Source organism: Streptomyces sp. NPDC004539 (assembly GCF_040610055.1).
Lineage (GTDB): Bacteria > Actinomycetota > Actinomycetes > Streptomycetales > Streptomycetaceae > Streptomyces.
In genome coordinates this window covers 63,545-76,004 of the sequence record NZ_JBEXLS010000033.1, presented here as the reverse complement: position 1 = coordinate 76,004, position 12,460 = coordinate 63,545, and the positions used below count along the sequence as shown (strand labels likewise).

General features: G+C 74.4%; 10 protein-coding genes. 1 reads left to right on the top strand and 9 read right to left on the bottom strand.

Annotated elements, in window-relative coordinates; all coding sequences use genetic code 11:
* Positions 1–3: 3 nt before the first annotated feature.
* From ABZX85_RS43490 to ABZX85_RS43470, 5 genes are all read right to left on the bottom strand, one after another.
* On the bottom strand, positions 4–1,368 hold the full coding sequence (locus ABZX85_RS43490; RefSeq protein ID WP_355882469.1) for a VWA domain-containing protein: 1,365 nt from the start codon (positions 1,366–1,368) through the stop codon (positions 4–6).
* Positions 1,365–2,927, bottom strand: coding sequence for a hypothetical protein (locus ABZX85_RS43485; protein ID WP_355882466.1), 1,563 nt, complete (start codon positions 2,925–2,927; stop codon positions 1,365–1,367). The genes ABZX85_RS43490 and ABZX85_RS43485 overlap by 4 nt, the downstream gene beginning before the upstream one ends.
* The gene (locus tag ABZX85_RS43480; protein WP_355882463.1) at positions 2,927–3,451 is read right to left on the bottom strand and encodes a hypothetical protein; all 525 of its coding nucleotides are present in this window, start codon (positions 3,449–3,451) and stop codon (positions 2,927–2,929) included. The genes ABZX85_RS43485 and ABZX85_RS43480 overlap by 1 nt, the downstream gene beginning before the upstream one ends.
* A gap of 136 nt (positions 3,452–3,587) precedes the next feature.
* Positions 3,588–3,932, bottom strand: a complete 345-nt coding sequence (locus ABZX85_RS43475) for a hypothetical protein (protein ID WP_355882460.1) — start codon at positions 3,930–3,932, stop codon at positions 3,588–3,590.
* A 46-nt stretch (positions 3,933–3,978) separates the two neighbouring features.
* The gene (locus ABZX85_RS43470) at positions 3,979–4,587 is read right to left on the bottom strand and encodes a flavin reductase family protein (protein WP_355882457.1); all 609 of its coding nucleotides are present in this window, start codon (positions 4,585–4,587) and stop codon (positions 3,979–3,981) included.
* Between the two features lie 337 nt (positions 4,588–4,924).
* Between ABZX85_RS43470 and ABZX85_RS43465 the strand changes: the two genes are divergently transcribed.
* On the top strand, positions 4,925–7,825 hold the full coding sequence (locus tag ABZX85_RS43465; RefSeq protein ID WP_355882454.1) for an NlpC/P60 family protein: 2,901 nt from the start codon (positions 4,925–4,927) through the stop codon (positions 7,823–7,825).
* A 237-nt stretch (positions 7,826–8,062) separates the two neighbouring features.
* Here ABZX85_RS43465 and ABZX85_RS43460 read toward each other — a convergent pair whose 3' ends face one another.
* The 4 genes from ABZX85_RS43460 to ABZX85_RS43445 all read right to left on the bottom strand — a co-directional run bounded on the left by ABZX85_RS43460 (position 8,063) and on the right by ABZX85_RS43445 (position 12,340).
* A complete protein-coding gene (locus tag ABZX85_RS43460) occupies positions 8,063–8,635 on the bottom strand; it encodes a phosphatase PAP2 family protein (protein ID WP_355882452.1) in 573 nt (190 codons plus the stop codon).
* 217 nt (positions 8,636–8,852) lie between these two features.
* On the bottom strand, positions 8,853–10,235 hold the full coding sequence (locus tag ABZX85_RS43455; RefSeq protein WP_355882449.1) for a diacylglycerol kinase family protein: 1,383 nt from the start codon (positions 10,233–10,235) through the stop codon (positions 8,853–8,855).
* Positions 10,236–10,354: 119 nt separating this feature from the next.
* The gene (locus ABZX85_RS43450) at positions 10,355–10,528 is read right to left on the bottom strand and encodes a hypothetical protein (RefSeq protein ID WP_355882447.1); all 174 of its coding nucleotides are present in this window, start codon (positions 10,526–10,528) and stop codon (positions 10,355–10,357) included.
* 117 nt (positions 10,529–10,645) lie between these two features.
* Entirely contained in the window at positions 10,646–12,340 is a 1,695-nt protein-coding gene (locus ABZX85_RS43445; RefSeq protein WP_355882444.1) for a hypothetical protein, read from the bottom strand.
* Between the last annotated feature and the right edge of the window lie 120 nt (positions 12,341–12,460).

Here is a 12,460-nt window from a genome sequence, read left to right as displayed (position 1 = left end):
TGGTCAGGTGAGGAAGTTCTTGAGCTCGTGGACGAGCTTCTCGATGCGGCCGGAGATCACGGGGGTGCCGAGGGCCTTGAACCGCTCCCGGAACCAGGGGTTGACCTCCTGGCGGCCGGAGCTGGTGACGGAGCCGACGGGGATGAACTTCACCCCGGAGCGGTGGACGGCCTCGATCCCCTCCAGGAGCGGCTGGGAGCGGTCGAACTCGTAGAAGTCGGAGATCCACACCATGGCGGTGTTCGCCGGTTCGGTGATCTTCGGGCGGGCCATGGCCATCGCGATCGGCCCGTCGTTGCCGCCGCCGAGGTTGGTGCGCAGCAGCGCCTCGAACGGGTCGTTCACCCACGGCGTGAGGTCGATGACCCGGGTGTCGTACGCGATGAGGTGGACGTCCACCTTCGGGAGTCCGGCGAAGATCGACGCGAGGATGGTGCAGTTGACCATCGAGTCGACCATGGAGCCCGACTGGTCGACGACGACGATGAGGCGCTGCGGGGTCGTCTTGCGGGCCGTCTGCCGGTAGTAGAGGCGGTCGACGTAGAGCCGTTCCTCCTCGGGGCTGTAGTTGGTGAGGTTCTTCCAGATCGTGCGGTCGAGGTCGAGGTTGCGGAAGACGCGTTTGGGCGGGACCGAGCGGTCGATCGCGCCGACGGTCGCCTTCTCCACCTGGGTGCGCAGCACTTCGGCGACCTCGTCGACGTATCTGCGGATGAGCGCCTTGGCGTTGGTGAGGGCGACGCCGTCGAGGTTCTTCTTGTCGCGCAGGAGCTGTTCGATCAGGGACATGCTGGGAGTGAGGCGCGCGGCGAGCTCGGGGTCGGCGAGGACTTCCCGCAGGTGCATCCGGCTGACCAGGTCGGCCTCGATGGCGGCGAGTTCGGGGCCGACGGCCGGGACCGGCCGGTTCGGGTCGGCGCCCGGCGCACCCGGGCCGGCTCCCCGGCCGCCGCGCAGTTCGCCGGGCGTACAGCCGAACGCCCGCTCCAGCCAGCCAGCGTCGGTCTGCCAGCGCGCCAACTGCCCTGCGTCGACCGGCCCGGAGCCGGTCGCGAACACGTTGAGCAGCACTTTCGACATCAGCGCCGCGCGCCGCACCTCGGCGGCCCGGTCCCGCTCCGCGCCGGGCTCCTCGACGGCCGTCAGGGCGTCGATCTCATCTCCCAGCGCGGGGTGGCGCTGGACGACCGAGTCGACGGAGGCCCGCGGGTCCAGCAGGGCGGGCGGCAGTCCGATGTCCTCGACGACGGCGAGGCTCGCGGACTCCAGCGCGGGCCGCTCCTCGGGGTCGAAGAGCCGGGCGAGCAGCCGCCAGTACAGCACCTGCCGCCGGTTGTCGTACGCCTCTTCGGCGATCTCCGGGGTCATTTCCTCAACAGCCTTCCGGCGCGCTCGCGCAGCACGGCCACCGCGTCGGTCGCCGCCTTCTCCGCCTTCACCCCCGCCTTGTCGGCGGTCCCCCCGGCCCACGCCCCCGCGTGCAGCGCGACGGCCTTCTTCCGGACGACGGTCTCGACGGCCAGCGGCTGCACGGTGAACCGGCCGCCGTCCCAGCGCAGCAGCCCGACGCACGCGCCCGACGCGGCGACCGCGTCCGGGGTGAGGGGGCTCGCGGCGGGGATGCGGTCGGTGTCGACGGCGAGCGGCTGCCCGGCGAGGACGAACTCCACGCCGTCGCCGTCCTGTCGGACGGTGTAGCCCTCCAGGAGGACGGGTACGGCGAGCCGCGCGGGGTGCCGGTCGAGGGGTGCGGTCGGCGCGGTCAGCGCCGTCGGGAGGGCGACCCGGGCGGTGGTGAACGCGTCCGCCGGTTCACCCGCGTGTGCGTGGGCGTCGTCCCACAGGAGGTCGCCCTCGGCGGTGACGGGCATGCCGTCCAGCTCCGTCGAGCGGCCTTCGCCGAGTGCCGCGAGGAGGGTCATGTGCGGGCGCAGGAGCTGCCAGACGCCCGCGCCGACGACCGTGTCCGGCTTCGGCGCCGACACGCTCGCCCGCACCAGCCGGGGCGGCGTGCCGTCCGCCGGTTCGAGGACCGCGTGCACCTGGGCCTGGACGGCGGTGGCGTGTTCGTGGAGGTCGACGCCGAGGGGGAGCAGGCGGCCGGTGGCCGTGCCGGTCGCGGGGGCCGGGTCCGCGCCGGGGGCGGTGAGGAGTGTCGCGCGCGCCCACAGGTCGCCCCAGCGGCGGGCCGGGACCCTCTCCAGGGCGGTGCCCGGGCAGGAGGCGGCGAGTTCGGCGGCGAATCCGTCGAGGAGGGCGGCGAGCCGGCGGGCGGAGGGTTCCGCGAGGAGCGCGGAGACGACCGGGGCGGCGCCCGCGATCAGTTCGTGGTCGATGCCCTGCCAGCCGGCGCGGGCGAGGTCGGTGAGCCAGGTGCGGGCGGCGGCGCGGAGGTTGGTGGTGTCGCGGGGGGTGTCCGGGGGCTCCGCAGCGGAGGCGGAGGAGTGGCCGGAGGCGGAGGGGTCCGAAGCGCCGGGGGGCCTTGCGCTGTCGGCCGGGCTCTGCTCGGCGGTGCCGATCCGCGTGTCCGTGTTCGCGTTCTCGGCCCCGGTCTCCGGCCCCCCGGTGCCGTCCGTGCCGTCGACCGCCTTCTCCCGTGGGGCGGTCGAGTCGGCAGCCCGCCCGGTGGCCTCGGCGATCCGCTCCGCGAGGGCGTCGTGTGCCGCTCCCAGCAGGGCCGTCCGGGCGGCGGCGAGGGCGAGGAAGTGGTCCTCGGCGGCGGTGCCGGCGGCGGCCTTCTCGGCTGCTTCGGCGACACGGGAGGCGAGGGGGCTCGCGGCGACGGCGTCCGCGAGGACGGCCAGGTCGGCCGCCTGGGCGGGGCGCGGGCGCAGGAGGCCGGCGGTGAGGGCGCGGTCCAGGGCGTCGACGGCGGCCAGCGCGTCGGCCAGGCCGTCGACCGGTTCGGTGAGGGTGTCGGCGCGCATCAGGCGGCCTCCGCCCGGGTCGGCGGGAACCACTGCATCTCCGGCAACGGGGCGGTGGTCGGGGCGAGTTCGAGGTAGGCGAGGTGGCGCAGGAAGCGGCTGAACACCGCGGCGGCGGCCTTGCCCGGGTCCGGCGCGGGGTGCGTGCCGGTCATGACGGTGATCAGCGCGCCCGCGTCGGCGGCGGCGTCACCGGTGTCCACGCGCAGGTAGCGGGCGACGCGCCCGGCGCCGTACTGGAGCACCGCTTCGGTGACCAGCGCGCGGATGTGGTTGCAGAACGAGCCGCGGGCGCCGCCGCAGGGACGGTTGTTGTTGGTGCTGCACGCGTAGGCGTACGCCCCGGCGGCGATCGACGAGACGTAGACCCGCTCGATGTCCGAGCCGCTGGAGACGACGCCCTGGAGGCGTCCGTCGGCCAGCTCCACGAAGGGGACCTTGGCGAGTTTGCGGGGCCGGGCGGGCGCGAGCACCCGGGCGGTGCTCGACCGCTCCCATTCCGGCACCTTCTGCGAATCCGACAACGCACCAGCTCCTTTGCAGCTCTGAGGGATGTCTTCCGCCGGATCGGCGCGACATCGATCAAGCTATCGGGCACCACTGACAACGCCCCCCGGGATCGGGGGGCGTCGCAGGTCAGGAGCTTGCGCGGGGTGTTCCTCAGCCGCGCGCCGGGGACTTCGCGCGGGTCGTCCAGAGGCCGACGAGGACGAGCCCGGCGACGGCCGCCACAGCGGTCGTACGGCGCTGCGAGCGCCAGGCCAGCACCTCGCCCGTGGAGTTGGCGGAGAGTGCGGAGCCGACGCTCAGCCAGGAACCGGCGGACAGGACGGAGGCGGCGGAGCCGATCGAGCCGACCGACAGGAAACTCCCGACGGAGCCGATGGACAGCGCGCTGCCCACGGAGCCGACGGAGAGGAACGAGTTCACCGAACCGATCGACAGGGCCGAGTTCTTCGACCGGAACGAGTACCAGGAGCCGTCTGTGTGGTCACGGGTCGTCATGGGGCGATCCTGTCAGAGGAGCCGGGCCCTGCGGGGTGACTCGGGCTCAGCTTCTGGGCCAGTCCCGGAAAGGGACCCGGGGCAGGTCGCGGATCTCGCCCAACAGGCCCCATTCGTCCCGGCCGAGTCGGGCCAGGGGGCGCAGACGGTGGATGTCCGGGTGGCCGTCGACCAGCACCGAGTCGTCGACGGCGGCATGGACGACCTCGCCCAGGACGAGGGTGGAGTTGCCGATGCCCAGGGTGGTGTGGAGGCGGCACTCCAGGGCGACCGGGGAGGCGGCCACGCGCGGGGGCTTGACCTTCAGGGAGGGTTCCCGGTCGATGCCGACGGCGTCGAACTCGCCCTGTCCCGCCGGGAAGTCGGTCGCGGTGTCGTTGATCTGCTCGAAGAGCGGTTCCGGCGCGAGGTTGACGACGAACTCGCGGGTCGCCTCGATGTTGCGGAGGGTGTCCTTGCGGCCCACGGAGGTGAACTGGACGACCGGGGGGTCGGTGGAGGCGACGGTGAAGAACGAGTGCGGGGCCAGGTTGGCCGTCGTACCGTCCGGTGTCAGGGTGGAGACCCAGGCGATGGGCCGGGGGACGACGACGGCGGTGAGCAGCCGGTAGAAGGCCGCGGTGCCCAGGGAGCCGGGCGAGTAGTCGACACGCATGACAGCCAGTTGTATCCCGCACACATCGGGAAGCACGCATCCTGTTCCCCAAGAGTCGGCAACTCACTCCCCACTTGGGGGTGTTACCGCCGGTCACCAGCCAGAAAGAGACGAAGGTCACGACTACGTATCGGACATTTAACGCTTCAATCTTCACGCCAGCCACACAAGTTGGCTAAGTTGACGCCGGGCCGCACGACCGACTCCGGCGAACCGCCGGGCCGCGCGGCCTCCGCCGAGCCCGGGGCGATCCGGCGAGGTGGGGCCGGCCGCCGTCGAGGCGCGTGGGTCCCGGCCGCCCACGCGGCAGGCGGTGCACGGAAGGAGCACGTCCTCCATGGCGACGGACCGAGGCCAGGGCCCTGCGGGTGCGGGACGTTCCGACTCCTCCCGCCTCCAGGACGGCCCCGCGCCGAGCAGGTCCGAGATCCAACAGGCCGTCACCTCGCTCTACAACCGGGCCGAGAGCGACAGCGGCACCTTCAACGCCACGCGCGCGATGTCGCTGCGTTCCCGCAGCGGTGCCCCGTCGGCGCCCCGCGGTGGTGGCGCGCGCCGGGCGCCCTCCCCCTCCGAGGCGGACTCGGCCGCCCGGCAGCTCTTCGAGCGCGCCCGCGACTCGATCGGCCCGACCGTCCCCGCCGTCCTCCCGCGCGACCGCGCGGCCGGCAGCCGTCCCGGGCGCCCCGGAAAGCCGGACGGCATGCCGACGATCCAGGAGCTCGAAGCGGCCCTGGAGCGCAGGCAGGGCCTCTCCGCGGGCCGTTCGGCCCCCGCGCTGCCCCCGGGCCAGTCCACCCAGGGAGCCCCCGCGCTCCCCCCGGCCCCCCTGGCCGCGCTGCCCCCGGCGCCCGCGCGCATGCCCGTCGACCCGGCGTCCACGGGCCAGATCCCGGTCGTCCCGTCCGCCATGGCCCAGACGGCCGTCATGCCGACGCTCGCCCCGCAGATGTCGCCCGACCCGACGGCCACCGGACAGATCCCGGTCATGCAGGCACCCGTCGCGCAGCAGATGTCCGCCGACCCGACCGTCACCGGACAGATCCCGGTCCTCCCGTCGTCCCCGGGCGTGCCGATGGCGGCGACTCCGACGTCGACCGGGCAGATACCCGTCGTCCAGATGCCGGCGGCGACGGCCACGGGGCCGATCCCGGTCGTCCAGATGCCCGCCTCGCCGACGGCGACCGGACCGGTCCCGGTCATGGGGATGTCCCCCGATCCGACGGCCACCGGGCAGATACCGGTCATGCAGATGCCCGCCGGCACCGGGCAGGTTCCCGTCGCGCAGGCCCCCGGCTCCCGCCCCTCGGGGCCGGGTTGGGACACCGGCTCGCTGCCGATGTACAACCCCGCCGACCCGGCACGTGACACCGGCGCCCTCCCTTCCGTCCCGTCGTGGGAAACCGGCACGTTCCCCGCGTACGCCTCTCCGGCGGCCCAGCCCGGTGGCGCGTTCCCGGCCGCCGCGCCCGCCGCGCAGCTCGCGCCCGCAGCCGCCGCCTGGAACACCGGCTCCCTCCCGATGTACAACCCCGCGGAGGCCGCCCGGGACACGGGCGCGTTCCCGTCGGTTCCGACCTGGGAGACGGGCGCCTTCGCCACGTACGACCCGTCGGGCACGTCGGCCTGGCAGGGCGGGCAGCCGCAGGCCGCCGCCCCGGCCCCCGCCGAACCGGCCCTGACCTCGACGGTCATGTCCCCCTCGGCCCCGGCGGCGCCCGCCGCGCCCGCGTACGCGACAGCCGCCATGGCCCCCTCGGCGCCCGCCCCGGCCGCTCCCGAACCGGCCTTCACGTCGACCGTGATGAGCCCTTCGGCGGCCCCCATGCCCGCCGAACCCGCGTACGCGTCAACGGTGATGACGCCCTCCGCCGCGCCCGCGCCCATGCCCGCCGAACCGGCGTACTCGTCGAACGCGATGCCCCCGTCCGACCCAGGGTTGACGTCGACCCTGATGTCCCCCTCGGCCGCATCCCCGGCGCCCGCGTTCGCGTCGGCCGTGACGGCACCGGGCGCGGCGGCCCCGGAACCGGCCCTCACCTCGACGGTGATGAGCCCCTCCGCCGGCATCCCCTCACAACCGGCGTACGCGTCCGCGCCGACGGCCGCGCCCGCCGGACCCACGTTCACCTCGACGGTCATGTCCCCGTCGGCGCCCGCCGAACCGGCGTACGCGACCGCCGTGATGGCACCCCAGGCGCCCGCGCCAGCCGCGCCCCAGGCCCCCGCCGGACCGGCCTACACCGCGACCCTGATGGCCCCGCCGTCCGCCGGGACGGCCCCCGCCGCCACCTCGACGTTCGCCGTGCCCATGCCGGCCCCGGCGCCCGAACCCGCCCCCGTCGCCCCGCAGATGGCGCCCCAGCAGATGGCCGCGCCCGTCGACCCCGGCTTCACGGCCACGCTCATGGCGCCCCAGGCGATGGCCGCACCTCAGGCGATGGCCGCGCCCCAGCCCATGGCTCCGCAGCAGACGATGGCCGCACCCCAGCCCATGGCCCCCGCGCCGGCCCCCGCCCCGATGGCACCGCAGGCCCTCGTCGACCCCGCCTTCGCGGCGACCATGACGGCCCCACCCATGGCAGTCCAGGGCATGCAGACCCAGGGCATGCCGATTGCGGCCATGCCGGCCCAGGCGATGCCCGCCCAGGCCATGGCGGCGCCCGCCCCGATGCCCCCGCAGGCACCCGTCCAGCAGCAGATGCCTGCCCAGCAGATGCCCGCGCAGCCCGCCGCCCCCATGCCGCCCATGGCCCCCGCCATGCAGGCACCCCCCGCCGCCACCGCGTACGCGGCCCCGGCGCCCGCCCCGGTGGCTCCCCCCGCCTCGACCGCCGCCCCGCTCCCCCCGCAGGCCCCGGCCGCCGCCACCTCCCCGACGGCCAAGGCCGAGAAGGCGGTCGCCTTCGCGCGGGCGCAGATCGGCAAGCCCTGTGTGTGGGGCGCGAAGGGACCCGGTTCGTACGACAACGCCGGGCTCACGCAGGCCGCGTGGACGGCGGCGGGCGTCCCGCTCCCCCGGGGCGCCGCCGAACAGGCCCAGGTCGGCACGGCGGTGGACGTCGCCACACTCCAACCCGGCGACCTGGTCTTCTTCTTCGACGGCCTCGGCCACACCGGTGTCTACACGGGTAACGGCATGATGATCCACGCCCCGGGCCCCGGCGCGTTCGTCCGCGAGGAGTCGATCTTCCACGCGGGGGAGACGGCGTTGCGCGGGGCGGTCCGTCCTGCGTGAGGGTTACACGCGTCAGGAATTGAACGGCGGTTCGGGATTCCGAGAGTGAGCGGCGTTCGGGAGAGGCACGCATGAGCCTCCCCGACCGACCGGAGCTCCTGTCGGCCGACTGACGGACGAACAGCGAGCCGCGGCCGGGGATTGCCCCCAACCTCCCCAGAGGCCACCAGAGGGCCGCACGAGGCCCCTGTGGAGCAGGGCCGGCGCCGATCCGATGTGCCGCCGGCCCCTCCCCCGTCACCCCTCCCGCGCCCCCGCGATCGCCAGCACCGTCGCCGCCGCTCCCGTCCCGAGGACGGCTCCGGCGATGACGTCGCCCGGGTAGTGGACGCCGGTGTGGATACGGGAGTAGCCGACGGCGCAGGCGAGAAGGCCGAGGGGGACGGTCGTGACGGGCAGGGCGGTGCTCACCGCGGCGGCGAAGGCGACGGCGGAGGCGGTGTGTCCGGAGGGGAAGGACGCCGAGTCGGGCATCGGGACGTGCCGGCCGGGGAACGGGGAGTCCTCCGCGCGGTGCGGGCGGTGGCGCCGTACGAGCTTCTTGCCCGCGAGGTTGGCCGTGACGGAGGCGACGCCCACCGCGGCGACGCCCAGCAGGGCCGCGCGGCGGGTGCGGCCGGGGCGCAGGGCGAGCACGGCCGCCGCGGCGAAGGAGATCTTCGAGTGGTTGGCGGCCGTGGACAGCCGTCGCAGCGCCGTGTCCAGCGTGGGCGTCTTTGTGACGGTCACGGCCTCGTACAGGGCCTGGTCGAGGGCGGCGAGATCACGCATCAGGGTGAGGCTCTTGAGGCTGCTGTGCGGGTGGGGCATGGTCGTTTCTCCGGACGGCGGGTTCGGGGCCGACGGCACGCCGCGCGGACGTGCGGCCGACGAGGGCGGAGGGGCGGCGGGGCGGCTTCTCAATGGGCGGTCTCCTGAAAGGCGGTCTCCTCAAGGACGGTCTCGTGAAGGGCCGTCGGCCAGGGGGCGACCGGCGGCGGGGCATCCGGATTACCCGCAGGCACGCGCGCGTGCACCCCGTTCTCGGTCATCCGTCCCCCTCCTCCCCCTCCTCCGCACGCGCCTCCGGCCGGTCCAGCGCGAGACGCACGATGCGCCGCCAGTCAACGTTCGGCGGGGCGTACGTCGCTCCGGGACGCCGGCGCGGCACGCGCACGCGCAGGGCGCCCTGGCGGAGGGTGCAGACGACGGGGACGGGCAGGACGAGGGCCTCGCCGTCGATGGCGACGGGGATGTCCGGTCGGTCGGCGGAGACCTCGACGCGGACCGACTTCATGGAGGTGATGCCCCCGGCGCGCTCGCCGCGCAGGACGACCTCGGCGGCCTGGGCGGCGCCCTCGACCTTGATGCCGATGACCCCGAGGGACCCGGAGTCGAGCCGGGGACGCCGGCCGCCGCCGAAGGGGTCGGCGCGGGCGTAGGGGTTGTTGCTGACGAGGACGGCCTGCGGGGCGTGCAGGTGGGTGCCGTCGGCGCGGACGCCGAGGGTCGCGCCGGCGTCGCCCATGAGGAGGTCGGGGAGCCGGTCGAGGGCGGTGAACGCCTTGGCGTCGCGGTACTCGGGGCTCTGCACTATCTCCGCGTACGCCCCGAAGGAGACCGTGTTGACGAAGGCGCGCCCGTCGACGTCCCCGAGGTCGACGCGGAACTCGACGCCGTCGGTGAGGGCTTCGAGGGAGGTGACGGGGTCGGTGCGGTCGAGGCCGAGGTCCATGGCGAAGTGGTTGCGCGTGCCGGCGGCGATGACGACGAACGGGACGTCGTGCTCGGCGGCGACGGCGGCGACCAGCGCCTGGGTGCCGTCGCCGCCCGCGACACCGAGGAGGTCGGCGCCCTCGGCGAGCGCTCGGCGGGCCTCGGCCTCGGGGTCGGTGCTGCCGTCCGGGGAGATGAGGATCACGCGGGCGCCGAGGGCCTCGGCGCGGCGGACGAGGTCGAAGCGTCCGACCTTGCCGCCGCCGGAGCGCGGGTTCATGAGGAACACCGGGCGGCTGGGCGGCGGGGTCTTGCGGCCTCGTCTGCGGCGTCTGTTGTGCGGGCGGCGGACGCTGCGCAGGGCGGCGCGGGCGCTGGCGAGGGCGGCCGTCCACAGGCCGATCGCGAAGACGGCGACGACCCACAGGCCGGAGGAGGCGTAGAGGCCGAGGACGCCGCACGGCACGAGGACCGCGAGGAGCGCGCCCAGGAACCGGGTCCAGCCGCGGTGTGCGAGGGCCCACCACAGGCCCGCTCCGGCGAGCGCGAGGCCGCCCACGCCGGTCAGCAGGACGAGCCAGCCGTCCGATCCGGCGCCCGCGACGACCGTGAAGACCATGCAGGCGACCAGGAGCAGGGCGAGGCGGGCCCAGTCGCGGGCCCGGCGGGCCTCGAAGTCCTGCGCGAAGGCGTTTCGCGCGCGTGTCTCGTTCACCGTGTGCCCGCCATGCCGTGTGGTCCCCCTCGGGTCCCGAGCGTCGTTGCCATGATCGTGATTACCACATCGTGGCGTACCACGGTGGTCGGCAACGGTACCCGGGGCCCGTAACGGGCTCAGTAGGCGGCGGAGTTGCTGCGTGCCTGCTGTCTGCGGGCGTTGTTGTAGGCGCGCATGAGGTGTTTGGAGACGGCGCAGGGGACGGTGTCGAAGTGGCACTGCCGGCAGGTGCGCGCGTGGTCCTCGTAGGCGGCGCGGGCCTGCTGGAGCGGGTCTTCGGAAAGGGGCATGACGGTCCTCCGACAGGATGGGACAGGGGTGGGGGGTGAGCCGGACACCGCGGTGTTTGTAAGGTTCACTTAAATTCAGAGTGGATCATGTTACTGACGGTTAGGGAAAGCCGGCCGTCAGAGGGCTTCGTCACAGCAGCCGCCCCCGGCGCCGCTCTCCGCGCGCCCGGCGGTCGTGCGCCGGCAGAAGCAGGACGACTCCACGGGTACGTCGGCCAACGCGCGCGCCAGTGTCAGCTGTTGGGCGATCAGCGCGGCCTCGCCGTGCTTGCCGAGCCGGACCAGGCACTCGTGCAGGCCGTGCAGGGCCCAGACGTTGTTCGGGTGCTGCACCGCGCGGGGCAGCGTGGGGTCCAGGCCGAGGTCGGCGCGGTAGACGGCCTCGGCCTCGGTGACGCGGCCCTGTTCGAGCAGGAGCGCCCCGTAGGCGTGCCGGGTGGGCTGCATCCAGCCCCAGGGCTCGTCGTACGGGAGGGAGTCGCTCAGTTCGACGGAGCGTTCCAGGGCGGCGAAGGCGAGGTCGAAGCGGCCCTTGCGGTACTCCAGTTCGCCGTCGAGCATCGCGGAGGCGATCGCGAGGACGTCCTGGCAGGTGTTGTTGAACAGGGTCCGGGAGTCGGGGACGCGGGTGACGGCGGCCCGGAACAGGGTGCGTTCGGCCTCCGCCTCGGGGACGCGGCCGGTGGCGGAGAGGGCCACCCCGCGCGCGTAGTGGTGCATCGCGGTGGTGACGCTGTACAGCTCGGGGTCGGCGGGGCGGGGCAGGGCGAGGAGGTCGGCCCAGCGTCCGAAGCGGATCAGGACGTGGACGCGCATCGCGAGGAACCCCTCCAGCCAGTCGGCCATGGGCGGGCTCTCGACCCTGAGCAGCTCCTCGGGGATGGCCTCCTCCAGGTCCCGGGCGGCCTCCAGGGCGGTCTTCGAGGCGCCGAGGAACATCGCTCCGTAGATCCGGAAGTGGTGGTTGTGGGCGCGGTACAGCGTGTAGAAGTTCATCGCTCCGGCGCGCGCGTACGCCTTCGCGTCGGCGGTGACCGCGGCGGTGTTGTCGGCGACGACCCTGCGGTAGTCGCCGCAGAGGACCTCCAGGTGCGAGGGCATGTGCAGGAGGTGGCCGGCGTCGGGGACGAGGCGGCGCAGCCGGTCGGCGACGGTGAGGGCGGCCTCCGGGGCGGGCGACATCTCCATGAGGTGGATGTACAGGTGGGGCAGGCCGGGGTGGGTGCCCTCGGGGTCGGCGGCCAGGGCCCGTTCCAGGACCTCCCTGGCCCGCAGGGTGCGGGCGCCCTCGGCGGGTTCGCCCGTCCTGAGGTCCCACAGCTGCCAGGGGGTGAGGTTCATGAGGGCCTCGGCGTACAGGGCCGCGACGTCCGGGTCGTCCGGCGCGAGGGCGTACACGGCCTCCATGGCGTCCGCGTAGGCGTGGTTCCACACCGTGCAGTCCTCGGCGGCCTGCGCGCGCGGGTAGCGGGTCCTGAGGGCGGCGATCAGGGCGCGTTCGACGGGCCGGGCGCGCGCGGCGCGCTCCTGGGCGCGTTCGACCGCCGCGTGGGTGCGCTCGACGGTGCGGGCGAGGTCCTCCTCGTCGAAGAACTCCCAGGGCTTGTTGTAGTTCGGGCCGAGGGCGTAGGCGATGCCCCAGTGGGCCATCGCGCACTCCGGGTCGGCGCGGGCGGCCTCCTCGAAGCAGGCGACGGCCTCTTCGTGGTGGAACGCGTACGTCCACACCAGTCCCCGGTCGAACCACTTCTGGGCGTCGGCGGACGGGGTGGTGACGAGCCGGCCGTAGCCGCCGAGGTCGTAGTAGTCCATGAGCGCTCCCTGTTCGCGGCCCGCCCCTGGTCGGCGGTCCCCGGGGGACGTGTCTACCGCCCGGCGGGGTGCCGCGTGGACGGGTCGGGGAAGGGAGCACCCGAACGGGACGGGCGGATC

Bases quoted from the DNA above. Each gene is read 5' to 3' on its own strand.
- ABZX85_RS43450 (WP_355882447.1), bottom strand. From the start codon at position 10,528: ATGCCCCTTTCCGAAGACCCGCTCCAGCAGGCCCGCGCCGCCTACGAG.
- ABZX85_RS43465 (WP_355882454.1), top strand. From the start codon at position 4,925: ATGGCGACGGACCGAGGCCAGGGCCCTGCGGGTGCGGGACGTTCCGAC.
- ABZX85_RS43485 (WP_355882466.1), bottom strand. From the start codon at position 2,927: ATGCGCGCCGACACCCTCACCGAACCGGTCGACGGCCTGGCCGACGCG.
- ABZX85_RS43460 (WP_355882452.1), bottom strand. From the start codon at position 8,635: ATGCCCCACCCGCACAGCAGCCTCAAGAGCCTCACCCTGATGCGTGAT.
- ABZX85_RS43475 (WP_355882460.1), bottom strand. From the start codon at position 3,932: ATGACGACCCGTGACCACACAGACGGCTCCTGGTACTCGTTCCGGTCG.
- ABZX85_RS43445 (WP_355882444.1), bottom strand. From the start codon at position 12,340: ATGGACTACTACGACCTCGGCGGCTACGGCCGGCTCGTCACCACCCCG.
- ABZX85_RS43490 (WP_355882469.1), bottom strand. From the start codon at position 1,368: ATGACCCCGGAGATCGCCGAAGAGGCGTACGACAACCGGCGGCAGGTG.
- ABZX85_RS43470 (WP_355882457.1), bottom strand. From the start codon at position 4,587: ATGCGTGTCGACTACTCGCCCGGCTCCCTGGGCACCGCGGCCTTCTAC.